Origin of the sequence: Candidatus Palauibacter australiensis (assembly GCA_026705295.1) — a bacterium.
Lineage (GTDB): Bacteria > Gemmatimonadota > Gemmatimonadetes > Palauibacterales > Palauibacteraceae > Palauibacter > Palauibacter australiensis.
The window spans coordinates 1-25,223 of record JAPPBA010000187.1 but is presented as its reverse complement, the minus strand read 5'-3'; the positions used below and the strand labels follow the sequence as shown (position 1 = coordinate 25,223).

22 protein-coding genes are annotated in these 25,223 nt (G+C 69.8%); 9 read left to right on the top strand and 13 right to left on the bottom strand.

Translation table 11 applies throughout. The annotated features are described in order from the left end of the window. The first annotated feature begins 5 nt into the window (after positions 1–5). On the top strand, positions 6–1,475 hold the full coding sequence (locus OXN85_15695) for an amidohydrolase (protein ID MCY3601411.1): 1,470 nt from the start codon (positions 6–8) through the stop codon (positions 1,473–1,475). A gap of 61 nt (positions 1,476–1,536) precedes the next feature. On the opposite strand, the gene OXN85_15690 is transcribed toward OXN85_15695, so the two are convergent. The 3 genes from OXN85_15690 to OXN85_15680 all read right to left on the bottom strand — a co-directional run bounded on the left by OXN85_15690 (position 1,537) and on the right by OXN85_15680 (position 4,151). Then, positions 1,537–2,217, bottom strand: coding sequence for a hypothetical protein (locus OXN85_15690; protein MCY3601410.1), 681 nt, complete (start codon positions 2,215–2,217; stop codon positions 1,537–1,539). A 201-nt stretch (positions 2,218–2,418) separates the two neighbouring features. Continuing rightward, on the bottom strand, positions 2,419–2,859 hold the full coding sequence (locus OXN85_15685) for a DUF126 domain-containing protein (GenBank protein MCY3601409.1): 441 nt from the start codon (positions 2,857–2,859) through the stop codon (positions 2,419–2,421). Next, positions 2,856–4,151: an aconitase X catalytic domain-containing protein gene (locus OXN85_15680; GenBank protein MCY3601408.1), complete on the bottom strand. Its 1,296-nt coding sequence runs from the start codon at positions 4,149–4,151 to the stop codon at positions 2,856–2,858. The genes OXN85_15685 and OXN85_15680 overlap by 4 nt, the downstream gene beginning before the upstream one ends. Positions 4,152–4,189: 38 nt before the next feature. On the opposite strand from OXN85_15680, the gene OXN85_15675 reads away from it, so the two are divergent. Together OXN85_15675 and OXN85_15670 are read left to right on the top strand one after the other, a co-directional pair. Then, positions 4,190–4,951, top strand: coding sequence for an aspartate/glutamate racemase family protein (locus OXN85_15675; protein MCY3601407.1), 762 nt, complete (start codon positions 4,190–4,192; stop codon positions 4,949–4,951). An 85-nt stretch (positions 4,952–5,036) separates the two neighbouring features. Next, entirely contained in the window at positions 5,037–6,251 is a 1,215-nt protein-coding gene (locus tag OXN85_15670; GenBank protein ID MCY3601406.1) for an ATP-binding protein, read from the top strand. 30 nt (positions 6,252–6,281) lie between these two features. Here the strand turns inward: OXN85_15670 and OXN85_15665 are convergent, their stop codons facing one another. Then, a complete protein-coding gene (locus OXN85_15665) occupies positions 6,282–7,694 on the bottom strand; it encodes a CapA family protein (GenBank protein ID MCY3601405.1) in 1,413 nt (470 codons plus the stop codon). A gap of 103 nt (positions 7,695–7,797) precedes the next feature. Between OXN85_15665 and OXN85_15660 the strand changes: the two genes are divergently transcribed. The 6 genes from OXN85_15660 to OXN85_15635 all read left to right on the top strand — a co-directional run bounded on the left by OXN85_15660 (position 7,798) and on the right by OXN85_15635 (position 17,728). Next, a complete protein-coding gene (locus OXN85_15660) occupies positions 7,798–9,426 on the top strand; it encodes an amidohydrolase family protein (protein MCY3601404.1) in 1,629 nt (542 codons plus the stop codon). A gap of 13 nt (positions 9,427–9,439) precedes the next feature. Next, positions 9,440–12,622: a hypothetical protein gene (locus tag OXN85_15655; protein ID MCY3601403.1), complete on the top strand. Its 3,183-nt coding sequence runs from the start codon at positions 9,440–9,442 to the stop codon at positions 12,620–12,622. An 18-nt stretch (positions 12,623–12,640) separates the two neighbouring features. After that, positions 12,641–13,483, top strand: a complete 843-nt coding sequence (locus OXN85_15650; GenBank protein ID MCY3601402.1) for a DUF1295 domain-containing protein — start codon at positions 12,641–12,643, stop codon at positions 13,481–13,483. 108 nt (positions 13,484–13,591) lie between these two features. After that, complete coding sequence (locus OXN85_15645) at positions 13,592–14,905, top strand: 6-bladed beta-propeller (GenBank protein ID MCY3601401.1); 1,314 nt, start codon at positions 13,592–13,594, stop codon at positions 14,903–14,905. 86 nt (positions 14,906–14,991) lie between these two features. Further along, a complete protein-coding gene (locus OXN85_15640) occupies positions 14,992–16,302 on the top strand; it encodes a 6-bladed beta-propeller (GenBank protein ID MCY3601400.1) in 1,311 nt (436 codons plus the stop codon). Positions 16,303–16,402: 100 nt separating this feature from the next. After that, complete coding sequence (locus OXN85_15635) at positions 16,403–17,728, top strand: hypothetical protein (protein ID MCY3601399.1); 1,326 nt, start codon at positions 16,403–16,405, stop codon at positions 17,726–17,728. A 75-nt stretch (positions 17,729–17,803) separates the two neighbouring features. On the opposite strand, the gene OXN85_15630 is transcribed toward OXN85_15635, so the two are convergent. The 9 genes from OXN85_15630 to OXN85_15590 form a co-directional block, all read right to left on the bottom strand. After that, positions 17,804–18,145: a DoxX family protein gene (locus tag OXN85_15630; protein MCY3601398.1), complete on the bottom strand. Its 342-nt coding sequence runs from the start codon at positions 18,143–18,145 to the stop codon at positions 17,804–17,806. Positions 18,146–18,256: 111 nt separating this feature from the next. Next, positions 18,257–19,063 (bottom strand): hypothetical protein, encoded by an 807-nt coding sequence (locus tag OXN85_15625; protein MCY3601397.1) that lies wholly within the window; start codon positions 19,061–19,063, stop codon positions 18,257–18,259. A 22-nt stretch (positions 19,064–19,085) separates the two neighbouring features. Beyond that, positions 19,086–19,865 (bottom strand): cyclase family protein, encoded by a 780-nt coding sequence (locus OXN85_15620; GenBank protein ID MCY3601396.1) that lies wholly within the window; start codon positions 19,863–19,865, stop codon positions 19,086–19,088. Between the two features lie 68 nt (positions 19,866–19,933). Then, complete coding sequence (locus OXN85_15615) at positions 19,934–21,382, bottom strand: sodium/solute symporter (protein ID MCY3601395.1); 1,449 nt, start codon at positions 21,380–21,382, stop codon at positions 19,934–19,936. Further along, the gene (locus OXN85_15610) at positions 21,379–21,567 is read right to left on the bottom strand and encodes a hypothetical protein (GenBank protein MCY3601394.1); all 189 of its coding nucleotides are present in this window, start codon (positions 21,565–21,567) and stop codon (positions 21,379–21,381) included. The genes OXN85_15615 and OXN85_15610 overlap by 4 nt, the downstream gene beginning before the upstream one ends. Next, complete coding sequence (locus OXN85_15605; protein ID MCY3601393.1) at positions 21,564–22,268, bottom strand: hypothetical protein; 705 nt, start codon at positions 22,266–22,268, stop codon at positions 21,564–21,566. The genes OXN85_15610 and OXN85_15605 overlap by 4 nt, the downstream gene beginning before the upstream one ends. Continuing rightward, positions 22,268–24,061 (bottom strand): M28 family peptidase, encoded by a 1,794-nt coding sequence (locus tag OXN85_15600; protein ID MCY3601392.1) that lies wholly within the window; start codon positions 24,059–24,061, stop codon positions 22,268–22,270. The genes OXN85_15605 and OXN85_15600 overlap by 1 nt, the downstream gene beginning before the upstream one ends. Positions 24,062–24,065: 4 nt before the next feature. Then, positions 24,066–24,548, bottom strand: coding sequence for a BsuPI-related putative proteinase inhibitor (locus OXN85_15595; protein ID MCY3601391.1), 483 nt, complete (start codon positions 24,546–24,548; stop codon positions 24,066–24,068). Between the two features lie 30 nt (positions 24,549–24,578). After that, a complete protein-coding gene (locus tag OXN85_15590) occupies positions 24,579–25,034 on the bottom strand; it encodes a GNAT family N-acetyltransferase (GenBank protein ID MCY3601390.1) in 456 nt (151 codons plus the stop codon). Positions 25,035–25,223 lie beyond the last annotated feature (189 nt).

Here is a 25,223-nt window from a genome sequence, read left to right as displayed (position 1 = left end):
AGCGCATGTCCATAACAGCCAGGCACCGCACCGAAAAAGGGCATCTCTCCGGTCGCCGACTCCTCGCCGGCGCCTTCGTGGTCCTGTTCCCGCTGCCCCTCGCGGCGGCTCAGGACGCGCAGATCGCGGCGATCGAGGCGCGCAGCGAACACTACGGGAGCGTGGCGCGCCAGATCTGGGAGTGGGCCGAGGTCGGCTACCAGGAGGAGAAGAGCTCCGAGCTGCTGAAGGGCGAACTCGAGGCGGCGGGATTCTCGGTCGAGTCCGGCGTCGCCGACATGCCCACGGCGTTCGTGGCGAGCTACGGCTCCGGAGGCCCGGTCATCGGGATCCTGGCCGAGTACGACGCGCTGCCGGGCATCTCCCAGGACGCGGTGCCCGTGCGCTCGCCCATCATCATCGGGGGCGCGGGCCACGCGTGCGGACACCACCTGTTCGGCGCGGGCTCCGTGGCGGCGGCCATCGCGGTCAAGGAATGGCTGGAGGAGACGGGACACGAGGGGACGATCCGGCTCTACGGCACGCCCGCCGAGGAAGGGGGCGCGGGGAAGGTGTACATGGTGCGCGCGGGCCTGTTCGACGACGTGGATGTGGCGCTCCACTGGCATCCCGGCGCGCGGAACAGCGCGAGGGTGGGGCGGTCGCTGGCCAACAAGTCCGCCAAGTTCCGCTTCCGGGGCTATTCCGCGCACGCGGCGGGCGCGCCGGAGCGGGGACGGAGCGCGCTCGACGGGGTCGAGGCGATGAATCACATGGTGAACCTCATGCGCGAGCACGTTCCGCAGGAGACGCGGATCCACTACGTGATCACGCAGGGCGGCTTCGCGCCCAACGTCGTGCCGGACTTCGCGGAGGTCTACTACTACGTGCGGCACCCCGACGCCCCCACCGTGCTCAGGCTGTTCGAGCGCGTGGCGCGCGCGGCCGAGGGCGCGGCGATGGGTACCGGGACGGGGATGGAATACGAGGTGATCCACGGGCTCTACGACCTCGTGCCCAACGTCGCCCTCGGACGGGTGATGGACGCGAACCTGCGCAAGGTCGGGGGCGTGGAGTACACGGAGGCGGAGCGGGCCTTCGCCCAGCAGATCCAGGACAGCTTCGTGGGCGGTTCCGGCCGGCCGCTGGGCTCCGAGGCCGAGATCGAGGAGTTCGGGGTCGACCCGGCGGGCGGCGGCTCGACCGATGTCGGCGACGTGAGCTGGGTCGTGCCGACGACGGGGCTGTCGACGGCCACCTGGGTGCCGGGCACCTCGGCGCACAGCTGGCAGGCCGTGGCGGCCGGGGGCACCGACATCGGCACCAAGGGGATGATCGTCGCGGCGAAGACGCTCGCCCTGACGACAATCGAACTCTTCCAGAGCCCGGACGTGATCGCCGCGGCGTGGGAGGAACTGAGGGCGCACCGCGGCGCGGATTTCGTGTACTCCGCGCTGCTGGGCGACCGCCCCCCGCCCCTGGACTACCGCCGCTAGATCCGGCCGCCAGGCTCCGGGCCGGCAAGCCCGGAGCCGACGCCGCCGGGACGCTCCCGGACTAGTCCTTTCGCGGCGAGAGGCGGTCGACGAGGTCGCTCATCCAGCGTCCCGCGAGATCCTTGCATCCGAGCCCGAAGGCGAGCGCCAACGCGAAGCTGATGGCCGCGAGGATGATCAGGAAGGCGTCGCCCACGAACTGGACCTGAACCTGCTGCAGGGCCACCACTACGGCGAAGATGATCACGACGACCTGTGCGAACTGCCCCAGCACCTGGGCCTGCGCGATGCCCGCGTTGCTGGCCACGGCGCGGACCGTCGCCCCCAGGAAACCGACCGCCAGGATGCCGAGAATCAACACGACGATGGCCGTCACGATCGTGGGCAGGAAGCCGACGAGCCGCTGCAGCAACTCGGCGGTGGCGGTCAGCTGCAGCGCGTTCAGCGCCGCCACCAGCACGACGAGCATGACGACCCAGTAGGCCAGAGCCGCGACCAACTGGGAGAAGGTGCGCTCGATGCCTCCCTTGGCCAGCATCTCCGCCAACTGGATCCTCTCGGCCAGACGGTCGGCCTTCACGGCCCGGAGCAGCCGGATGAGTGCCGTCTTGATCAGCTTGGCGACGACCCAGCCACCGACCAGGATCGCCACCACGGCCACCAGGTTGGGCAGAAACCCGACCAGTTGATCGAGGAAGGCCCGGATCGGCTCAAGCAGTATCGCGTCCCAATCCATGTCCATCGTGATTCCCTCCATCGCGAAAAACGGTTGCCGGTCAGCGCCGCGTAGTTACCTGCGGCTCCATTTATTCACGACGACTCGGGGGGCGGACTCCGCCCGGGCCGATAGCGGACTTAGAATGATGAGCGGGAGCCCAAGCCACCAGACTGACACCACGTCCGGCAACGGTCCGGAGCGATGGCAGGAGGCTTCCCGGGGCCGTCAGCGGGGCAGCACCGTCCCCGCGGGCTCGACGCGGACACGGGGATTCCGCCGCAGCGCACTGAAGTCCTCGGGAGATAGGGCGATGACGGGCGGGGCGCGGTCGTAGAGCTGAGCGGCGACGATGGCGGCGAGCGCGAGGAAGGTGTCGGGGCCGCGGGTCAGGAACGCTGCCGGTGCCGTGCCGCGGCGGATGGCTTCGAGGAGGACGGCGGTCGTCGTGCTGGAGCCGCGGGTCGCCGGGATGGCCAGGATGCGGTCGGTTCCGACTTGGCCGGTCAGCGGATGGCGCCGGTCGATGATCTCCCCCGTCTCCGCGTCGTAGCCGCCCCAGAAGCTGAGCGGCTCGGACGAGTAGAGGACGGCGCCTTCCGCGGCGCCCGCGACGAGCGCTCGGCCGGTCAGCGGACCGGCGCCCGAGGCCGCAGGCCGATCGCTCACGGCTCGGCGGTCCACGCGCCGTCGTCCCGCGTGACGCGGCCGGCGACGGCCGACTCCACGCAGTCGGCCAGGCTCCCGAAGGCGACGGCGCGCTCGAGCAGGCCCGGCGTATACCATGCGTACTTGGCGGAGTTGGTCATGAGCCGCCGGATGCTCTCCGGCAGCATGGGCGTCGTAAGGATGCAGGTGTCGACGGTCAGCTCTCCGCCGAACGACTCGATCGTGTCGAGGTAGCCCGCTTTCGCCGCCAGTTCACGGACGGCCCGCCCGGTCGTGATCAGCAGCCGCACCCCGGGGTGGCGGCGCCGGCCGGCGACGAGCCGCGCCAGCGCCGCGAACTCCGACAGCGAGAAGTGCGGACTCCCCAGCACGACGAGGTCCAGACCGTCCGCGTCGGAGAGCCCGGAGCCAAGTTCGTCCCGCGCCGCGCGCAGCGCCGCGGGCCCCGGACGCAGCCGGGTCGCCGCTTCCCTCCCCTGAAACGCCGCGTCCAGATCCGGCGCCTCCGGCGTGAGGCCGACCCAGTGGAACAGGCCCACCGCACCCGAGGAGGCCATGGCGGCCCCGAGCGCCTTGAGGTCGTCCTCACCCGGCCGCGCCCGGAGCCCGTCGAGCACCGGGATCCGCCCCTCCACGCGCAACCCGATCCAGTGTCCCAGCACCGGGTACAGGGCGGGTTCCTCCGCCAACCGCCGCGGGACGCGGGAAAGATCGACGAGCACCTGCCCCGCCCGGTTCGCGGTCAGATGGAGCCCCGCGGCCGGGGCCCGGCCCGTGACCGCGCAGCAGATGTCCAGCAAGTCGGGATAGCGCTCGGTGCGCGCCCCCAGCACGGAGTTCGCGAACACGATCGCGCTCGACTCGCCCCACGCGACCTGTTCCCCGACGGCCGGCCGCGGCTGCGTCTGGTAGGGCGCGCACGTCCAGGTGGGCTCGCAGCCCATCGCTTCGTACGCCTCCATCTGGCGCCGCGCCGGCGCCGCCCAGGATTCGGACACGTCCCACTCGCGCCAGCCGTGCTCGTCCACGCCCGATACGTTGAGCGTCGTCGGCACCTGCACCCGCGCGCCGCCCTCCGCCAAGCGCTCAGCGAACTCAAGCGTCGCCGGTCCCTGGTAGAGCGACGAATCGATGTGCGCCGCGGTGATATCGAGCAGTTCCCGCGCCCCGACCACCTCGGCCATGCGCGCGAGGATCGACATCGCGAGCCGCGCGCCCTCCCCCTCATCTCCCCGCAGAAGCGCGAGATCTCCCCGTTCGAGACGGACGCCCGTCATCCCGCCGTGTTCCATCCGGTTATCTTCGGCCCCATGTTCCGTTCCACAAGCCCATGAATCCGAAGCCCACGGATCCGACCATGCGCATCGTCTACTTCCTTCCCGGACCGATGTCCCGCGGCCCCCTCGGGCCGGAGGAACTCGTTCGGCGCCAGGCCTTCCTCAACGAGCACGCCTTCCGCGGGACGGACGCCGCGGTTCGCGAGACGGAGAACGGTCCCGCCTCGGTCGAGTCGTCCGCCGAGGAGTATCTCTCGGTGCCCGGCATCCTCGAGGCCGCACCGCGTCTCGAGGCGGAGGGGTTCGACGCGATGATCATCGGGTGTTTCGGCGATCCCGGCCTCGCGCCGGCCCGTGAACTCGTCGACTTCCCCGTCATCGGCCCGGGCCAGGCCGGAGCGCTTGCCGCGGCGCAGATGGGGCAGCGCTTCGCGATCATCACCGTCGTGGACGAGGTCGTGCCCGCGATTCGGCGCCAGATGCGGGGCTACGGCCTTGAAGGGCTCGTGGCGGACATCCGGGCGGTGGATGTCCCGGTGCTCGAGCTTCGGCAACGCGCGGAGCAGGTGCTCGAAACGCTCGAGACGGAGGCTCACGCGGCGCTGCGCGCCGGCGCGGACACGCTCGTGCTGGGCTGCATGACGATGGGATTCCTCGACGTGGCGCGGAAACTCGGCGAGCGCCTCGGCGTACCGGTCATCAACCCGGTGCTCGCCGCGCTCAAGGCGGCCGAATCCTTCGCCGCCACCGGTGTGCGGCCCTCCCCGCGCGCCTATCCCCCGCCCCGCAAGGAGATCTCGCCCGTCCCGGTCTGATCCCAACGGATGACCACAATCGTGCCATTTCGGTGATCGCATCATCAGTTTGACACGACTCGGGCCGCTCGCCAAACTCCTGTACATGATCTCCAGACACCTGACTCCCGCGCTCCGGCGAGCGGCGGAGCAATATCCCGTCGTCACCGTAACCGGGCCACGACAGTCCGGGAAGACCACCCTCGTGCGAGCGGTTTTCCCCGGATACCGGTACGCCTCGCTCGAAGCGCCGGACGTGCGGGCCCGGGCCATCGCCGACCCCCGCGGGTTTCTGGCGGGAGGCGACCCGCTGATCCTCGATGAGATTCAGCGCGCGCCCGAGTTGCTCTCATACGTGCAGGGACTCGTGGACGAGGACGGGCGGCCCGGCCGGTTCATCGTCACCGGATCGCAGAACATCCTGCTCATGAGATCCGTTTCGCAGACGCTGGCCGGCCGGACCGCGCTTCTTCTGCTGCTGCCGTTCTCGCTCGCCGAACTGCACGGGTTCCCGGCGCCGGATCCGAGCGAACTGGACCGGCGCGGCGCGGCTCTCGCGCCGGCGGTGGCGCAGCGGCTTTCGGAGGCGGATCCGTGGGCGACGCTCCTGGCCGGCTTCTATCCACCGGTACACGACCGAAACCTCTCTCCCCGCGCGTGGATGGCGGACTATTTCCGCACCTACGTCGACCGGGATCTTCGCGAGGTTACCCAGGTTCTCGATCTGAGGACGTTCGAGACCTTCGTGCGGCTCGCGGCGGCCCGTACCGCCACGGAACTCAACCTCAGCGGGCTGGCCGCCGATGCGGGGGTCACGCACCAGACGGCCCGACGGTGGCTCACCGCCCTCGAGATCGGATACATCGCGACCACGCTGCCACCGCATCACGCAAGCTATCGCAAGCGACTCCGCAAGCGCCCGCGACTTCACTTCCTCGATCCGGGGCTGGTGTGCTACCTGCTGGGCATCGAGGATGCGGCGACGCTCGAGAGACATCCGCTGCGAGGCGCCATCTTCGAGTCGTTTGTCGTCGCGGAACTCGTCAAGGCCCGCGCCGCCCGCCGCCGCGACCCGAGCCTGTATTTCTGGCGCGACGCGACAGGCCACGAGATCGACATCCTGATCGACGCGGGCGACCGTCTCATTCCCGTGGAAGTCAAGTCCGGACGAACGGTACCCCCGGACGCCATCTCGGCGCTGGAATGGTGGACCTCGATTCCGTCCAACCCAAATCAGGGCGGCGTGCTGGTCCACGGTGGAACGGAGGACTTCGATCTGGGCGGATTTCGAGTCCTGCCCTGGTTCCTGGGCGCCGGCTAGCGCTCACCTCCGCGCTGCGTCACTCCCGGGTCACGGTCGTATGATGCCGACGCCGTCCTCGATCGTCATCGTCGTTCCGTACTCGGCGGAGAGCTTCGCGAGACCCTCGAGGATCTCCTGTCCGAGCGCGTCGTCCGCCATCATCGGCCGGCCGCGCACCGGCCGCGGCAACTGCCAGCCCATGGTGATCGGGTGCAGTTGGATCTCCTTCAATTCCCCGCCCTCGTACTCCACGACGGGGACGACGCTCTCCCAGAACCCCTTCCCCGCCGGGAACGAGGAGGCGCCGGCCCGCTCGATCCGCACGTCCTGGAACCTGCCCGGAAGGTCCTCGTACCCGAGCCCCTGGGCCTCGTAGTTGTCCTGCGGCTGAAACTCGATCGTCTCGTTCTGCATGGCGAAGTTCGCCAGCGAGTAGAAGATCGGCTTGCCCCGGTACATCTCGACCGCGCGCAGAATGTGGGGACCGTGGCCCACGAACATGTCCGCGCCCGCATCGACGGTCGCGCGGGCGACATCCACGAGGAAGTCGGCCGGCACCTCGCGGCGGTCCGCACCTTCGTGCGAGTGGCTCGTGACGATGACCCACTCCGCCTGGCGCTGCGCTTCCTTCACGACTTCGATGATCTCCGCCAGGTCCCCGGCGTGCGGCGCCGTCTTCACGCCCGGCTTGTCGCCCTCCATGAAGGTCATGCCGCCGAAGCTCAGGCGCGGGCCGGAGCCGCCTCCCCGCCCCGCCACGGCGAGGGCGTCGCGAAGCCCCGCCATCTGGTCGGCGGTCACCGTCACGTGCCGCTCGTAGCGGATGGGGCTCAGTCCCGGCCGCCCCCGTACATCCGGCCGCTGGTGGCCGGCCCGCATCGGGTCGGCGAAGGTCGAGGCGATCGAGATGAGCGCGACCCGTCCGCCGGGCGTGTCCACATAGGCCGGTGCGCGCGCCCGCGCGAGGTTCTCGCCGAAGCCGGCGACGGCGAGTCCCGCCGCTTCGGCCGCCGCCACCGTGCGCCGCGCCCCGCCGGCGCCGAAGTCCATCGTGTGGTTGTTCGCCAGGCTCACCATGTCGAAGCCGAACCAGGCGAGTTCGTGCGCGATTTCCGGCTCCGCCCGCATGTACGTGCCGCCGCTGGCCGCCGCCGGGATCACGTCGTCCTCGTAGTCGTGGAACAGGATCTCGAGGTTCACGAACGCGGTGGTCGCGTTCTGAATAATGTCGCGCAGGGCGAGGAACTCGGGCTCCCGGTACGGAGACATCTTCCGGGAGATGATCGCGTCGCCCGCCAGGGCGATGGACATGTTCCCGCGCGCATCCTCGAACGCCTGCGCCTCGAGCGAGGCCGGTTTCGCGAGGGAGAATCCCGCCTCGAGGAAGACGGCGGCCACGAGTCCGGCCAGCGGGATGCTGGCCGCGGCGGAGAACGAGAGCGGAAGACGATACCGGCGCATGAGTGCCTCCGATGAGGGTGCCTGCGGGGACCTTCTCCGTGCGGGCCCGCTTCGGGCGCCGCTTTCTTGTGCGGGTCGCGTACGATCCGACAGATTCGAGCGCATGGACGACAACATGCTTTCCCCAACCCCGCGCCGCCACGCCGCGCGGGCGCTCCCGGCTTTCCTCGTCGCGGCGGGGCTGCTTGGCGCGGCGGCCGCCGCCCGGCCGGCTTCGGCGCAGAGCTACGATCTGATCATCCGGGGCGGCACCCTCGTCGACGGTTCCGGGAATCCGGCCCGGGCGGGGGATGTTGCGGTCGAGGGCGGGCGGATTGCGGCCGTGGGCGACCTCGGCGCGGCGACGGCCACCCGGGCGATCGACGCGACCGGGCTCCACATCTTCCCCGGCTTCATCGACACGCACTCCCACGCCATGCCGGCGCTGCTGCGCGACGAACTCCGCACCGCGCAACCACTCCTCGCGCAGGGGATCACGACGATCTTCGCGAACCCCGATGGCGGCGGCACGGTCGACCTCGCCGACCAGCGCGCGCGGATCCGGGATCCCGGCGTCGGAGTCAACGTGGGCGCCTTCGTCCCGCACGGAAGCGTGAGGCGCGCCGTGCTGGGGATGCAGGCCCGCGAGGCGACGGCGGAGGAACTCGACCGCATGCGGACGATCGTCCGGGAGGGCATGGACGGGGGCGCCTTCGGGCTCTCCTCCGGCCTCTACTACTCGCCGGGCTCATACGCCCCGACCGGCGAAGTCGTCGAACTCGCGAAGATCGCCGCCGAGTACGGGGGCGTGTACCAGAGCCACATCCGCGACGAGTCGGACTATTCGATCGGTCTCACCGGCGCCGTGGACGAGGTGATCGAGATCTCGCGCGGCTCCGGCATCACGGGGGTCGTCACGCACGTCAAGGCGCTCGGGCCCCGGGTGTGGGGTCAGTCCGCCGACGTGGTGCGCCGCATCGAGGCGGCACGGGCGGAGGGGCTGGCGATCTACGCGGACCAGTACCCCTACGAGGCCTCGGGGACGAGCATCGTGGGCGCGCTCGTCCCGCGCTGGGCCCTCGCCGGCGAGGCCGGCAACCTGTACGAGCTAATGGAGAACCCCGCCGAGCGCCCCCGGCTCGTGGCGGAGATGTGGGAGAACCTCGACCGCCGGGGCGGCGCCAACCGGCTCATGCTGCAGGGCGGCCCCGATGGCGGCCGCACCCTGCAGGATGTGGCGGACGATCGCGGGATCGACGCGATCGAGACGGCGCTCGCCCTCCTCGTGGAGGCGCTTGACGGAGGCGGCGGCACCGGGCTCACGTCGTTCAACATGAACGACGACGACATCGCGCGCTTCATGACGCAGCCCTGGATGATGACGTCCTCCGACGGCTCGCTCTGGGTGCCCGGCGAGGGCCATCCGCACCCGCGCGGCTTCGGCGCCTTCCCGCGGCGGATCCGCAAGTACGTGCTGGAAGAGGGCGTCACCACGCTGGAACAGGCGATTCACGCCATGACGGCGCTCCCGGCCCGCGTGTACGGAATCGAAGGCCGCGGCGTGCTCGAACCCGGCGCGGTCGCCGATGTGATCGTCGTGGACCTTGAGCGGTTCCGCGACACCGCCGAGTACGACGACCCGCACGGTCTCGCCGAGGGGGTCGAGTACTCCCTCGTCAACGGTACGCTCGCGATCGACGAGAGCCGCTTCACGGACGCGCTCGCCGGTGAAGCGATCGTCAAGGCACGATAACTCAGGAGCAGACATGCGATTCCCCGCCCCGATCCCCGGAACGCGAACCGTCCTCGCACCTCTGGCCGCCGTCGCCGCCCTCGCGTGGCCGCTCGCCGCGCAGGACGGCGCTGGCGTCGGCGAACTCCCCGCCGGCGTCCGGAACCCGGCCCCGGCCGCGAACACCGTCGACCCGAGTCTCTTCGGCGGCCTCTCCTTCCGCTTCGTCGGCCCCTCGCGCGGCGGCCGCGTCACGGCGGTCGAGGGCCACCGCTCCCACCCCCATACCTTCTACCAGGGGGCGACCGGCGGCGGCGTGTGGAAGACGACGAACTACGGGGTGACGTGGGAGAATATCTCCGATGGGTATTTCCGGTCTCCCTCCATCGGCCATATCGAAGTCGCCGATTCGGATCCGAATGTCATCTACGTGGGGACGGGCTCGGACGGCATCCGCTCGAATATCATCATCGGGAAGGGCATCCATAAGTCGACCGATGCCGGGGAGACCTGGGACCACGTCGGGCTCGAGGACGCGGGCCAGGTCCCGTCCGTAAAGGCCCATCCGGACAATCCCGACCTCGTCTATGCGGCCGCGATGGGGAACCCGTTCATCAACAATGAGACGCGGGGCGTCTATCGCTCCTCGAACGGCGGTCTCGACTGGGAGCGCATCCTCTTCACCTCGGACTCCGTCGGGGCGGTCGATCTCGAGTTTCATCCGGCGGACCCCAACGTCATCTACGCCGCGATGTGGCGGGCGCAGCGGTATCCGTGGTCGATCATCTCCGGGGCGAGCGACGAAGACGGGATCTGGAAGACGACGGACGGGGGCGACACCTGGCGGCGGATCACGGCCGGGCTCCCGGAGGGCCTGATCGGCAAGGTCGATTTCTCCGTCTCGCCGGACATGCCGGACCGCGTCTATGCGCTGGTCGAGGCGCCGGAGCCGATCGAGGGCCTGTACCGCTCGGACGACGCCGGAGAGACGTGGGAGCTGATCAACGACGACCCGCGCAACCAGCTCATGCACCGGCCCTTCTACTTCACGAACGTGATCGCGGACCCGACGGACGGGGATGTCCTCTATGTCCTCAATCTGTCCACCTGGAAGTCGACGGACGGGGGGCGGACCTTCAGCACCATCCCGAACGTGCACGGGGATGACCACGATCTGTGGATCAACCCGGACGACCCGCGCATCATGGTGCACGGGAGCGACGGGGGCGGGGTCGTAACGCTGGACGGCGGGCAGACGTGGTCGCCGGTCAACAACCAGCCCACGGCCGAACTCTACCAGGTCGACGTGGACGACCGTTTTCCGTACTGGCTCTATGCGGGGCAGCAGGACGATGCGTTCACGGTGGCCGTGCCGAGCCGCCAGCCGTCGCTGTCCGCGCCGGGCGGTCCGGACGCGTACTGGCGCTCGCCGGGCGGGTGCGAGACGGGTCCCGCCGTGCCGAAGCCGGGCGACCCCGACGTCGTGTACGCGAACTGCAAGGGGCGCTTCGGGGTCTACAACCAGCGCACCGGGCAGGAGCAGCAGTACTACGTCGGCGCGGTGAACATGTACGGCACGAACCCCGCCAACCTCCCCTACCGCTTCCAGCGCGTCGTGCCCATCGAGGTCTCGCCGCACGATCCGAACCTCGTCTATCACGGCTCGCAGTACGTGCACCGGACGACGGACGGGGGGCGCTCATGGGAGCGGATCTCTCCCGACCTCACGGCGTTCCCGCCCGAGCGGCAGATGGTGTCGGGCGGGCCGATCACGCGCGACGCGACGGGCGAGGAGCACTATTCCACGCTCTACGTGATCGAGGCCTCGCCGCACGACCCCGAGGTGATCTGGACCGGGGCGAACGATGGCCCGGTGTACGTGACGCTGGATGGCGCGGAGTCCTGGGAGAACGTGACGCCGGGGGACATGCCGCCCGAAGGCCGCATCAACTCGATCGATATCTCCCGCCACGATCCGGACAAGGTGTACGTGGCCGGATACCGCTTCCTGCTCGGCGACTTCCGGCCCTACGTCTACCGGACGGAGGACGCGGGGGAGACGTGGACGCTCCTCACCGATGGGACGAACGGGATTCCGGCGGACGTTCCCGTGCGGGTCGTGCGCGAGGATCCGGACCGCGCGGGGCTCCTGTATGCGGGGACGGAGTTCGGGCTCTTCATCTCCTTCGACGACGGGGCGACGTGGCAGTCGTTCCAGCTCGACCTTCCGCTGACGCCGGTGACAGACATCGAGGTATACCGGCAGGACCTCGCGCTCTCGACGATGGGCCGCGGATTCTGGGTGCTCGACGACATCACACCGCTGCACGAGATCGGCGCGGACGGATCGGTCGCGGAGGGGGGCGGAGCCCACCTGTTCGAGGGGCGGCCGCAGTACCGCACTCGGCCCGGACGGAATTCGGGCTTCGAATGGGCCTCGAATACGGCGCGCCCGGACTACCCCGGCGCGGGCGCGGACATCAACTACTGGATCTCCCCGGAGCTGGGAGCCGACGAGACGGTGCAGATCGAGATCCTCGACGCGGGCGGCGAGACGATCCGCTCCTACGCCAGCGGCGGGGGTGGCGGCGCGGCCCGGGCGGGGGGACCGGCGATGCAGCGCATGGCGCCGCGTGGCGGGGGCGCGCGCGGGGTCTCGACGACGCCGGGCGTGCACCGGCTGCGCTGGGACATGCGCTCTCAGGGCGAGGGCCGCGGCGGGCCGATCGTGCCGCCGGGCGAGTACACGGTTCGCCTCTCGGCGGGCGACGTGACGGCCGAGTCGGGGCTCGAACTGCGGATCGACCCGCGGGTGGCGGCGGAGGGGGTGACCGTCGCCGACCTCGAGGAGCAGTACCGCTTCAACCTCGGCGTGCGGGAGACGATGGCGGAGGCCCGCGAGGTCGCGGACGGCATCGACGACCTGCGCGAGCGCATCGCGGAGGCGCGCGCGGACGCCGGCGGCGGCCGCAACGAGACGCTCGACGAACTCGCCGCGGCGCTGGCCGAACTCGACGCCCGCGTGAACGACGCGGAGGGCAGCTATCCGCGCCCCATGCTCCTGAGCCAGCTCAACTATCTCGCCGGCATGACCGGGCGGGCCGACCAGGCGCCGGGCGCCGACGCCTACGAGCGGCACGAGGAACTGCGGGAGGAGGTGCGGGAGGTGAGCGACTGGTTGCAGACGTTGGTGCGACGACTGACCGCCACCGACTGACCGCGACTGAGGTAGCGGATGTTTGACATCAACCTCATCGCGCACCCGCTGGCGGGTACGCCGTTCGGCACGGCGCTCGACCTGTGCCTGATACTGGCCGCCGTGTGCCTGGTCGTCGCTATCCCGACGCGCGACTACTCGTGGGTGGACCGGCTCTGGAGCCTGTGTCCGCCCGTCTACTGCCTGATCGTGGCAGCCGGGCTGGACTTCGCCTCGCCGCGCGTCAACCTGATGACCCTGCTCGTCGTGCTCTGGTCGGCGCGGCTGACCTTCAATGGCCTGCGCAGGGGAATATTCCGGCCGGGACACGAGGACTACCGCTGGGTCGCGGTCCGGGAGAAGCTCGGGCCGGTCCGGTTTCAGCTTCTCAACCTCACGTTCATCAGCTTCGGGCAGATGCTGCTCATCTGGTGGTTCACCTCTCCGGTGCACCAGGCCGCGGTGTGGAGCGAGACGCCGCTCGGCTGGCTGGATCTCCTGACCGCCGCGCTCTTCCTCGTGCTCTTCGTCGGCGAGGCCACGGCCGACGAGCAGATGTGGCGCTTCCAGCAGGACAAGAAGCGGCGCATCGCGGCAGGGGAAGAGGTCGCGCAACCATTCATGACCTCAGGTCTGTTCCGCTATTGTCGTCACCCCAACTTTTTCTGCGAGTTGGGCATGTGGTGGGTGTTCTACCTGTTCGCCGTCTCGGCTTCCGGCCAGTGGCTCCACTGGACGGGTCTCGGCTTCATCCTGCTCACGGCGCTGATCATTCCGTCCATGCGCCTCACCGAGACTATCTCCGCGTCGAAGTACCCCGCCTATCGCGACTACCAGGCCACCACCCCGGCGCTCATCCCCCGACCTGTGTCCAAGGCTTGATGGCCGCAGGGCCCCGATTGCCACGCTTCCCGTTCTACTAGCTTGATAGTAGAATTACCACACGATCCGGCCTGCTCGAGGTCGGGGCCTCGAATCCGGAGGAATTCCATGCGTCCGCGGTGCCTGACCGTGCTTTTCTTCGGCGTCGCGGGTTGCGGCGTCGCATCCGGCGATGGCCCGCCTCGCTCCGCCGGCCTCGACAGTCCCGATTTCTCGATCGAGCCACGAGTCGAGACGGTCTACACCGTGGGCGTCATCGAGGGTGAAGCGTGGGAGACCTTCGGGAGCGTCTCCAGTCTGGCGTTCGACGGGGACGGGACCCTCTTCATCCTCGATGCTGACGCTGGCCACATCGTCGTGGTCGACACCGCGGGCCGACACGTGCGGACGATCTCGAACGAGGGCGAGGGCCCCGGCGAGCTGGGCCGGCCCCAAGGGTTGGCGGTGTTCTCCGACGGGCGCATCGGCGTCATGGACTTCGCGAAGGTCGGGCTTCAGCTGTTCGCCCGCGACGGCACGTTCCTGGAAGGGGTCCGGTTCGCGACCGAGGCGGGGATCCCGGGGATTCCGTTTCATGCGATGCCCGACCACAGTGTTGTGACGGCGGAGGTCTTTCGTCGCTCCTCGAAGGAGGATGGATCCGGCGCAGGCCGGCCCGTCGTTCGCTTCCGTCCCGACGGGAGTGGCGCGTTGTTCCACGCGGCGTGGCAGGGCCCTCCGCCCGACGACACGCGACTGGAAGACGTGGAGTCCGGCGGAATCTTCATGCAACTGCGCCCGATCCAGGCCTTCCCGCCGCCGCTGGAACTGGGTGTATTCAGGGATGGCCGGGTCGCCATCGTCGACTCGGTCGGCTACCGGATCAAGATCGTCGGCCCGGAGGGAGAGGAAGGGGAGCAAGTCACGACGCTGGAGCGCCCGGTGGCTCCCGTCCGGGTAACGGAACGGGTCCGCGACGCCGAACGTACACGGCGACTGACGCTGCTGGACTCCGAAGGTGGGGCGCTGCAGGACGTGCTCACGGAGGGCATTGCGATGATGGCCATCCGCCCACCGAGCGGGGCTTCCGGTCCCCCCGATCCGGCCGCCATGGAAGCGGCCCTGCGGGGAACCTACCGGCGGCAGATCGAACGCCTGGTCTTCCCCGAGGAGATGCCGGTCATCGAAAGGATCGCCGTGGATTGGAGCGGCCGGATCTGGGTCCAGCGCGCGGCGCTGCCGGGCGAGAGCGGTCCCACGGATGTCCTCACCGCGGACGGCCGGTACCTGGGAACGCATGCCCCCGGCGGGCTGCGCATCCCGGCCGCCTTCGGGCCGGACGGACTGCTGGCGTACATCGAGACCGATCAACTCGGCATCCAGCGCGTCCGCGTCATCCGCCTCGCCGGAGATCAGCTGCTGGAGACTCCCGGCACGGAATGATCGAGGACGTTCCCGCGGGAACGCGCCTCAACTATCTTCATAGTCGGAACCCCGTCAACTCCCCCCCGCGCAAGGAGCAACAGCCGATGCGCCGCTCGCACAGCCATACCGTCCATGCCGCATTCGTTTCCGTCGTCCTGTCAGCCGCAGCCTGCGGTGGAGACGGGGCATCCGCCGCCCGTGGGCTCGACAGTCCCGACGTCACGATCTCGCCCGCGACGGACACGCTCTACGCCGTCGGCGTGCTGGACGGGGCCGAGTGGGAGATGTTCGGCCGCGTCGCGGATGTCGCGTTCGCTGCGGATGGCACTCTCTTCATCCTCGACAGCGACGCCGGACACGTGGTCGTGATCGACCCCGCGGGAGCGTTCGTCCGCACCATCTCCAACAAGGGAGAAGGACCCGGCGAACTCAGCTTCCCAACCAGCCTCATCGTGTTTGGCGACGGACGGATCGGTGTGCGCGACGTCAGAAACCGGGGCATCGCGCTCTTCGACCGCGAGGGAGAGTTCCTCGAGGACGTCCGGATCGATCCGGAGGGAGCCACGCCGTCGGGGCGACTCCGCGCCATGCCGGATCACAGCCTCATCGCACCGGCCCGCCGGGTCAGCTTCTCGCCGGAAGGGATCATGGACCGTGACGAGGGCCGTCCGATCACGCGCTTCCGGCTCGACGGGAGCACCGATCTGTTCCATGAGGCCTGGGCGCCCCCGCCGCGCGAAAGCCGAACCGACGAAGCGGAGGCGGGGAACATCCGGATACAGATGGAGGCCGGAGAGGCCTTTCCGCTGCCGCTCGCGCTGGGCGTGCTCAGTGACGGCCGCGTCGCGGTCGCCGACTCGGTCGGCTACAGCGTCAAGCTGCTCGATGCGGCTGGGGGCTTCGTGTCGACCCTTGAGCGCCCGGTGCCGCCGGTGGCGGTGACGCCCGCGATCGAGGCGGCCGAGCGTGAACGCCGTCTCGCGAGCCTCGAGTCCGGTGGAGGCGGCGGAGGCGGTGGCATCATGACGTTGAGCATCACCGCGGCGGCTGGCTTGCGCGGCGGTGGGAACCCGATGGACTCCGAGGCGATGCAGGAGGCCATGCGGAGGATGCGCGAGGACCAGATCCGGGACCTGATGTTCCCGGAGGAGATGCCGGTGATCACGAATCTGGCCGTGGACTGGAGCGACCGCATCTGGGTGCAGCGCTCCGCCCTCCCCGGCGAGACCGGTACGATCGACATTCTGAGCGCCGACGGGCGGTACTTCGGCTCGCTCCCCACGGACGGCCTGAGAATCCCCAGAGCCTTCGGTCCGGGCGGCCTGCTCGCCTACGTGGAGCGCGACGACCTCGACATCCAGCGGGTCCTGGTCGTCCGGCTCATGACCGACGAACAACTGGAGGGCGCGCGATGAGCACGGGTGCAAACGCGCGCGGCGGGCAACCGTCGTCCCGGTCTCCATTGTCGCACGCGGTGTCCGGCTGATCGTTCGCTTCAACCGGGGGGGAACCTCTATGCGCAAGCTGCCTTGCCGCCCGCGCCGTACCCGTCATCTCGCCCTGCTCGCCCTTCCGTTTGCCACCATCGGCTGCGGGGCAGACGCCGAACCGGGCGCCGCGGGACTCGACAGTCCCGACGTCTCCCTCGCGCCCAGCGTCGAGGAGGTGTACGCCGTCGGCGTGATGGACGGCGCCGCGTGGGAGATGTTCGGCAGCGTGGTGGGCGTCGCCTTCGACGAGGACGGCTCGCTCTTCATCCTCGACAATGACGCCGGCCACATCGTCGTCGTCGGCCCGGGTGGCGAGTTCGAGCGGACGATTTCGAACAAAGGCGAGGGGCCCGGAGAACTCAACCAGCCGCTGGGACTCGCCGTGCTCGGCGATGGGCGGATCGCGGTCAACGACATCGGTCGCGGCATAAAGGTCTTCAACCGCGATGGCGAATCGCTCCAGGAGGCCGGGTTCACCTTCGAGACCGGGTCGCCCGGTGCCGAGATGCACGCCATGCCGGACCACAGCCTCCTCTCCGCGGGACTCGCTGGCCGATCGCTCACCGCGCTCATGCGAGGGGAGGAAGAAGAGGAGCCCGAAGGCCGGCCCATCGGCCGGTTCCGGCTCGACGGCACACAGGAGGAGTTCCACCTGGCCTGGGCGGGACCGCCCGTGGAAGACGCCGAGACGCAGGCCGGAAACATGCGGATCGTCATGTCGCGGATGGAGGCCTTTCCCCTTCCCCTGAGCTTCGGCGTGCTTCGGGATGGCCGCGTCGCCCTCGCCGATTCCGTCGGCTACAGGGTCAAGATCCTCGGTGCCTCGGGGCAGGTGACGGGGACGCTCGAGCGGCCGATCTCCCCCGTCACGGTCACCGACGAGATCCGGGACTCGGAGCGCGAGCGCCGGCTCGCCGCCGTGGCGGAAGGCGGGAGCGGAGGCGGTGGGGGCACCGTCATCATGACCCGGACGATTTCGATCAGCGGAAGCGCCGGCTCCGGAAGGCCGAGTGGTCCCGATCCGGAGGCGATGCGCCGCATGAGGGAAGACCGGATCGCGGACATGGTCTTTCCGGAGGAGGCGCCGGTCATCTCGAGGCTGGCCGTGGACCGGAGCGACCGCATCTGGGTCGAGCGCTCCGCCCTGGGGGGAGAGCCCGGTCCCACGGACATCCTCACGGCGGACGGGCAGTACTTCGGCACCATCGCCCCGGACGGGGTTCGCATCCCGGCCGCGTTCGGGCCGGACGGCCTGCTGGCCTACATCGAGTCCGACGAACTCGGCATCCAGCGCGTCCGCGTGGTCCGCCTCGTCGGCGACCAGCTGCTGGAGACCGCCGAAGGCGGCTGACCGGACGGCGTTCCCGCCGGAACGTCCGCGCCGATCCCGCGCGGGCCGCCGGCCGACCTGGCGCGACCGGCCGGCCTAGCGCGACTTCTTCGCCACGAAGAGCGCGAGCAGCAGCGCCACGGTCGGAACCGCGGCCTGCGGCGCCGTCCCCGCCCTCACGAGTGTGTAGATCGCGCCCGCCATGATCGGGATCACGATGACCGCCGCCAGGAACCGCGTCGGACGCCTCAGGAATCCGACCCCCGCCAGCGCCTCCACGACGCCGATCAGGTACTGGAACCACGCCGGATAACCCCACACCGCAAACTGGTCGACCATCATCCCGGCGATCTTCATCCCGCCGTTCAGAAGGAAGAGCAGCGCGAGCAGAATCGACGCCACGCTGACGGCCTTGCCAGCAGTTCCGTTATCCGCCACTGAACCCTCCTCGCGTTGGGGTACCTCGTCCGGTTCCTCGTCGATCCCTGAACCTTGGTCCAACCTCGATCTGCGGCCAGAGCCGGGCTGCCAGCTTGCGGGCCGCCGCGTCTAGTCCGCGTCGCGACGCGCGATTCTGGCGCCGAAGTTCTGAGCGCGGCGGGTCGAGCGTTCGCAGCGCAGGAAGCGAGCCCCATCGTCCGACTCGCCCTCGTTTCGGTCATCGGTCGTCACGCCGACCTCGCCGGACACCAGCGAGTCCGCGATCGATTCGGCCGCGGCCAGCCGCAGACCCAGCCACCTGAGGAGAAGGTCCGGATCCTCCGGGGCTCCCGGCGAGTCGCCGGCCAACCACTCGTCCCGGATCGCCTCCCATTCCGTCCACAGGGTCTCTCCCCACCCCTCGTTGCAGGCGGCGATGACCGCGCCGCGAAGCGATCCGTGCCCGTGCGGCCCCGGCGTTCCATCCCGCTGAAGGAGGCCGGCGAGGAAGCCCGCCATGATCCAGTATCGATGCGCGTCGCCCGCTTCCCGGGCTCGCCGCGACTCGTTCAGGACGGCGAGGAACTGCAGGTAGCCCGCATCCCAGTCGACCGCACCCTCCTCCGAAGGGCCGGCGGCGTCGTCCCCGCCCGACCGCAGCCTCGATTCGACGCCGCTTCGGATTTGACGGACCCCGTCCAGATCCTCGGCCTCGACAGCGTCGGAAATATCGTCGCAGAGGGCCTCGGAGTCGGTCCCCGTCAGACGGCTGGAGAACGCGATCCCGCCCGCTTCTCCGAGGCGGAAGGTCCCTTGCTGCTCCCCGCCGAAGTCATCCGAATCCTCAGAGGGCCCCGGCTCCAAGCAGAAGATCGCCTCGTCCAGCGCCCGCAGGACCCTCCGGTAGGCGGATCGCTGCCGCTCGGCTTCGTCCATCCCGCGCTCCCTTCCCCGGTCGCTACGCCGGGGCCAGCGCGATCACGCGCAGCGGGCTCCCGCTCCCGTCCACGATCTTCAGGGGGGCGGCAATCGCCACGGCGCCCGTCGGGGGCAACCGGTCGAGGTTGCACAGGCTCGCGAGGCCGAACCTCCCCGCCCCGTGCATGATCCCGTGGTTCGGGAACGGCGGATCGAATCCTCCGGCCTGGCCCGCATCGGTGCCGACCGTCTCCACTCCGACCCCGAGCACCCCGCGGTCATGCGCCAGCAGGGCCGAAGTCTCCTGGTGAAAGCCCGGCGAGTGCGGGCCGTCTTCCGACACGTTGAGAAACGCCTCCTTCCCTTCCCTCCGGCTCCACCCGGTGCGCAGAAAGACCCAGGCGCCCTCGGGCACGCGCCCGTGCTCGGCCTCCCACGCCTCGAGTCCGCCGGGCGAGAGCAGGAAGTCGGGATCCGCATCGACCTCCGCCTCCACGTCGATGACACACGCCGGGCCGACGAACTTCCGCGGCGGGATCGTGTCCGTCGTCCCGTTGGGCACATCCTTCCCCGTCACCCAGTGGATCGGGGCGTCGAAGTGCGTCCCGGTGTGCTCGCCGAGCGTCAGGTTGTTCCAGTACCAGGCCGGCCCGTCGTCGTCATACCTCGAGATCTCCTCGATCGTCGCCCCCTTCGACGGCGCGAACATCGGAGGGAGGTCGATGACGACGGTATCGGGCCCGAGAGGGATCGTGAGATCCACCACCCGGACCGTACCCGCGTTCAACGCCTCCACGAGGCGGTTCAGTACGTCCGACATTCAAAGTCTCCCTATGGTTGGCGGACCCACATGATTGGCGGACCCGCTGGCGGGTTGCAGTCCACGGGTCACTTGTCTCCGAAGAACGGCTCCAGCGTCTGGCCGGGATTCGGTTTCGTCATCAGCGAAACCATGATGAAGAGGATGAGGCTCGCGCCGACACCCAGTTCGACGGAGTCGATCCCGTACAGGGGGAAGTAGTGTTCCTGGAACCAGAGCGTCCACACAAGACAGGCGAGGAAGCCCCCGATCATGGAGGCGACCGCGCCCTTCGCCGTCCCTCGCCGCCAGTTGAGGCCGATCACGATGGGGACGAAGAAGAAGGAGGCGATGAACTTCGCCTGCTCGAGCACGATGCCCTGGACATCCCCCAGCTTCTGGAGCGCGAAGAAGAGCGGGATGATGGCGAGGACAACGATCGCCACCCGGTTCGCGTTCACGAGGTGTTTCTGGCTCGCGTCGGGCCGGATGAACTTCCCGTACAGGTCGTGGGCGACGCCCGCGCCGGTGACGAGGAGGATCGAGTTCACAGTCGACATGATCGCCGACAGCATGGCGACGAGCAGCAGCGCGCCGACCACGGGAGGCAGCACGTGCAGCGCCATGGTGGCGGTGGCCTGGTCCTGTGAGGGCAGGTTCGGGAAGAGCACCCGCATGAGCATGCCGATCGACATGATGCTGGTGGCGATGACGACCTGGAAGCCGATCGCCACGAAGATCGCCTTCCGCACCGTGCGCTCGTCCCGCATCGAGTAGAAGCGGGTGAGTTCGTACGGCGCCGCCGCGATCGAGAGTCCGAACGCGATCGCGAAGGCGAGGAGTTCGCGCGGCGAGTAGTACCAGCCGATGAGACGGTCGTCGAGCGTGTCGAGGAAATCGAGCGACCGCTCGACCGCCGCGAGGGGGCTGCCGCCGCCGACCTGGTTGAGGAGCACCGGGACCGCCACGATCAGCGCCGCGACCATGATCAGCGTCTGCAGGAAATCGATGTAGGAACTCGACCGGACGCCGCCGAGGAGCGTGTAGAGCGCGGTCGAGGCGACGATGATGAGCATCGCCGTGAGCGGGCGGATCCCGAACACGACCTCCGCGATCTCGCCGCCCGCCTGGAACTGTGCTACGAGGTAGATGGTGTAGGCGACGACGATGAGGACGCCCGCGAGCGCTCCCGCCTTCGCGCTCCCGTAGCGGGCCGAGATGTAGTCGGGGACGGTGAGCGCGCCGAGCCGCCGCAGTTTCGGGGCGACGAAGAAGGCGCACACGAGCCAACCCGTCCAGAGGCCGAGCCACGGGAAGACCCACGAGACGCCGGCCAGGTAGTGGCGGCCGGCGGTGCCGACGAAGGTGCCGGCCGAGATCTGCGTCGCGGCGAGGGCCGCCCCGCCGACGATGGGGCCGATCGAGCGGCCGGCGGCGAGGAAGTCGACTTCGGTCTCGGTCCGGAAGTAGCTCCAGATCGCGATGCCCATGATAATGGCCACGTAGACGCCGAGTACGACGAAGAAGATGTCGCTCATGTGGGTTCGGCGGGTTCGGCCGTCTCGTCGGGCGCGGCCGGTGGGGCACCGCGCGTGGAGCGCTGCGCGACGACCTCAGCCCAGCGGCGGTCCAACTCGTCGTCGGCGCGAATCGTGTTCCGGAAGAGGAGGACCACGGTGAGGCCGAGGGCGAAGAAGCCCGCCGCGATCAGGATGATCGTCATCGCGCGGTCCCGGCGCCTTCGCGGCGCACTCGCGCGTTCCGCCACGTCCAGATCGCGCCGGCCAACAGAAGCGCGAGGACCGCGAGGTCAGCGATGCGCGCGAACGAGAGCGCGCCCCCGCGGGACAGCCGGAGCAGCCCCGGCACGCTCGACAGGGTGGCCGTCACGAGGTCATCGCCGACCCGGACGAAGCGCGGCAGAGTGGTCGACAGGTCCAGCGCATCGAGCACGTCCGGGTCCCCTTCCAGCCGGATCAGCCACGGCGCCGTGACCTCCTGCACCACCGTCTCCTCGGCCTCCCGGCCGGCGACGAAGAGGGGAATCCGGTCCAGCCGTCCGCGCACCGGATTCCGGACGGTGTACGAGATGACGACCGGCGCGTCGGAGACCGCATCGATGCGGTAGGCCCCGTCGACCGCGGTCAGCCCGGCGTCGGCGACGGGCAGCGGGGCGCCGCCCCGCTCGGTATCCGCCAGCGAGAGCGTCTGGTGCTCGATCCGGAGGGCGAAGGCCCGTACCGCGCCGCCATCCGGCATGAGCTCCTGTCGAACGTGCGCCGCGCCGTCGGCATCCAGCCGAACGAACACCGTGTCCGTCGTCTGCGCCGCCGCCGGCGCGGCCGCGGGCAGGCAGGCCAACGCCGCCGACAGCGCCAGCGCCGCCGCACGCACCGCTTCTCCCCCCGCGCGCCGCACCGTCATCAGCCCGCCGGCGCCGAAGCCGTCAACTGCGCCAGCACGCGTCCCGTCGCCCGCGCCGCCTCGTGGAACCCGTTCGCCACGTGGTTCGCCTCGCGACGCACTTCGTTCACCAGGAAGGGCAGCACGTCGGAGCCGGCCTCCGCGAGGCCCGGCAACTCGGCCGCCCGGGCCAGCCGAGGGATCGGCGTCCGGGGCAACGCCGGATCGTGGTCGAACGGCCCTCCCTCCGCGTAGCCGATCGGCACCAGGATGCGGGACAACTCGAGCAACAACTCGTTCACGGCGCCCGTCCCGGCAGCGTCCAGCCCGCTCCTTTCGAGCATGGCGTAGAGGTCGTCCAGCGCCGCTCCCAGCGCTTCGAGTTCGGCGCGGACCGGACCGAGGTCGAGCAGGTCGCCAGCGGCCTCCACGTACCCGTCCACGAACCCTGCCAGTTCCGAGACGGTTTCGCGGAAGTCGTACGGCAGGATGCGCGAGTTGAGCACGCGCGCGATCGAAGCGACGTAGACGCCCAGGTCGCGCTCAAGGTTCTCCCGCTCGGCGACGGCCATGACGTCGTCTTCGGTGTGCCACGCGATGTTGCCGCCGCAGCCGCCCGTGGGATAGAAGCCGAGCGCCGCGCGTTCGTCCGCCGGGATGTTCGAGAGCAGCATGTAGAAGGACGTCAGCCCGATCTGATTGAAGGCATAGTCACCGGCCCGCAGCGGGCGCAGCCGCTTCGCGGTCTTTCCCGTGACGTCGGCGATCGCGCGCGCACACAGCGGCCCCGCCTCGGCCATCCACATCACATCGTCGTACTCCGTCGCGTGCCAGCAGCCCGGCGAGTCGATGTTGATCGCGCCCACGCAGCGACGGCGGAGCTCCAGCGCGCGCGTGTCGGCATACCAGGTGGAGCCGCCGTAGCGCCCGGTCGAGTGCGCCGGCCACCAGGCGATGCGCAGCGAGCGCTGCAGCCGCCCCGCCTCCGCGTGGAAGATCCGGGCGAGTTCCAGCAGCGTCGCATCGCCGACCGCGTTGTCGCCGATCCCGACGTCCCACGAGTCGTAGTGCCCGTGCACCAGCATGAACTCCTCCGAAGCGCCGGCGATGTGCGCCACGGGCAGCTTGCACGGGTACCAGCCCTCCTCCAGCCGAACCTCCAGCCGGACCGATTCGCCCACGGCCTCCTTCAGCCGCTCTCCGTCGGGACGGTTGACCGCGACCACGGGCGTGCCGGGTTTTGAGGCGAGGTTCCGGGTCGTCGGCGTGCCCCAGATCGACGTGCAGATCCCCCAGTGGATGTTCTGTCCGGGATTGATGAAGATCTGCCCCGCCGCCCCCGCCGCCTCGAAGGCGGAGACCATGCCCGGCATCGCGAAACCGTCGCTGAGCACGATCTTGCCGGCCACGTCTGGCAGGTCGTCGCCGAGCCGCCTGGCGAACAGGTCCCGCTGCCCCGTCGCGGCCGCGGCCGGAACGTAGACGAGTTCCCCTTCGAGTCCGCCCTCCGGCGTCGGCACCGCGAAGGACGGCGGCTTGGCCCGCATCGACCTGCCGCCCCACTCCACCGAGGACTCGCGGGGAAGGGAGAGGTAAAGGTCGGGCTCGTACATCTCGAACGGCACGCCCAACCGGCTCAGTTCGGCGGCGATGTACTCGGCCGCGACGTGCTCGTCATCGCTCCCGGACTCTCGCACGAGGGTCGAGAAGCGTTCGAGGAGGGACCACCCCGCGTCGAAGGAGACGGCCCGCAGGAGGTCGGATTCGAGTGCGTCAGGGTCCGTGGCGAGCCCCGCCGGCATCGTGTGGTTCAATTCGCTAGCTCCGTGGAAGGACGGTGAGTGTGGCCTCGACGGTTCGAGGCTCCACCGTGGTGAGTGTGGCAAGGACGCGGTAGACGCCGGCCGGCAGCCCGGCCCCGATTCTCCCGGTCCAGTGCAGCGAGGCGCCGGGCTCCAGCGTCTCGCGCCCCAGCACCTGGGCGAAGAATCGGCCCTCCGCCCACCGCCAGACGACGTCCCCATCCTCCGAGATCACCTCGAAGTCGAAGCGCTGGCCGTCGGGGAAGTCGAGGATGAGCGTGGCCTGACCGTCGTTCGTGCCGGTCAGCTCGAGGACGACGGGCGTGGCGGCGGTCGGCGCCTCTTCGCTCGCCGAGAGAGACAGTCGCAACTCCCGGCCCGCGCCGTCGTCGGCGGATCGCTCATCCGCGGGTCCGTCCGCTGACACGGCAGCGTACGCAAAAGCCGCCAGCGCGGGCAGCAGGACGACCGCAGCCACCGCGCGCACCGCCGGGCTCATAGGGGGCTCATAGGGGGCTCATAGGGGGGCTCACACGAGCAACTCGTAGTGGTCGGTGCCGTCGAGCGCCCAGCCCAGTTCCTCGTACAGTCTCTTCGCAGGCGCGTTATGGGACTCGGTCTCGAGGATGAGACCCTTGGCGCCGGTCTCGACCGCGAATTCCCGCGCGCGGTCCATGAGGACGCGCGCGACCCCGGCCCGGCGCGCGTCCGGCGCGACGAACAGGTCGTTGAGGATCCAGAGCCGTTTCATCGACACGGAGGAGAAGGACGGGAACAACTGCACGAACCCCAGGGGCCAGCCGTCCGTGGTCTCCGCCACGAAGACGCGCGACTCGCCGGCCCCGAGACGTTCGGCCAGAAACCGGCGCGCGCCCTCCAGGTCCGCGTGCTGCCGGTAGAACTGGCGGTACCCGTCGAACAGCGGCGCGAGGCGGTCGACGTCCTCGAGGCCCGCCTCCCTGACGACCACCGTCGCTTCGGACACGGCGGACGCGCAGTCCGGGTCGGGCACCTCGTCAGTCGGCGACGCTCACCCCCTCGTACGTCTGAATCCCGTCCGCGTTCGCCACCGTCATGCGGGGGGGCGTGTCGCGGAAGGGCATCCACGCGCAGCCGTGGTCGCCGTCCTTGTTGATCGCGACGAACTTCTCGGACGGGATGAAGTCCGGATTCA

Bases quoted from the DNA above. Each gene is read 5' to 3' on its own strand.
- OXN85_15595 (MCY3601391.1), bottom strand. From the start codon at position 24,548: ATGAGCCCGGCGGTGCGCGCGGTGGCTGCGGTCGTCCTGCTGCCCGCG.
- OXN85_15620 (MCY3601396.1), bottom strand. From the start codon at position 19,865: ATGTCGGACGTACTGAACCGCCTCGTGGAGGCGTTGAACGCGGGTACG.
- OXN85_15675 (MCY3601407.1), top strand. From the start codon at position 4,190: ATGAATCCGAAGCCCACGGATCCGACCATGCGCATCGTCTACTTCCTT.
- OXN85_15665 (MCY3601405.1), bottom strand. From the start codon at position 7,694: ATGCGCCGGTATCGTCTTCCGCTCTCGTTCTCCGCCGCGGCCAGCATC.
- OXN85_15635 (MCY3601399.1), top strand. From the start codon at position 16,403: ATGCGCAAGCTGCCTTGCCGCCCGCGCCGTACCCGTCATCTCGCCCTG.
- OXN85_15605 (MCY3601393.1), bottom strand. From the start codon at position 22,268: ATGACGGTGCGGCGCGCGGGGGGAGAAGCGGTGCGTGCGGCGGCGCTG.
- OXN85_15650 (MCY3601402.1), top strand. From the start codon at position 12,641: ATGTTTGACATCAACCTCATCGCGCACCCGCTGGCGGGTACGCCGTTC.
- OXN85_15670 (MCY3601406.1), top strand. From the start codon at position 5,037: ATGATCTCCAGACACCTGACTCCCGCGCTCCGGCGAGCGGCGGAGCAA.
- OXN85_15660 (MCY3601404.1), top strand. From the start codon at position 7,798: ATGGACGACAACATGCTTTCCCCAACCCCGCGCCGCCACGCCGCGCGG.
- OXN85_15645 (MCY3601401.1), top strand. From the start codon at position 13,592: ATGCGTCCGCGGTGCCTGACCGTGCTTTTCTTCGGCGTCGCGGGTTGC.
- OXN85_15615 (MCY3601395.1), bottom strand. From the start codon at position 21,382: ATGAGCGACATCTTCTTCGTCGTACTCGGCGTCTACGTGGCCATTATC.
- OXN85_15640 (MCY3601400.1), top strand. From the start codon at position 14,992: ATGCGCCGCTCGCACAGCCATACCGTCCATGCCGCATTCGTTTCCGTC.
- OXN85_15695 (MCY3601411.1), top strand. From the start codon at position 6: ATGTCCATAACAGCCAGGCACCGCACCGAAAAAGGGCATCTCTCCGGT.
- OXN85_15690 (MCY3601410.1), bottom strand. From the start codon at position 2,217: ATGGACATGGATTGGGACGCGATACTGCTTGAGCCGATCCGGGCCTTC.
- OXN85_15680 (MCY3601408.1), bottom strand. From the start codon at position 4,151: ATGGAACACGGCGGGATGACGGGCGTCCGTCTCGAACGGGGAGATCTC.
- OXN85_15610 (MCY3601394.1), bottom strand. From the start codon at position 21,567: ATGACGATCATCCTGATCGCGGCGGGCTTCTTCGCCCTCGGCCTCACC.
- OXN85_15655 (MCY3601403.1), top strand. From the start codon at position 9,440: ATGCGATTCCCCGCCCCGATCCCCGGAACGCGAACCGTCCTCGCACCT.
- OXN85_15625 (MCY3601397.1), bottom strand. From the start codon at position 19,063: ATGGACGAAGCCGAGCGGCAGCGATCCGCCTACCGGAGGGTCCTGCGG.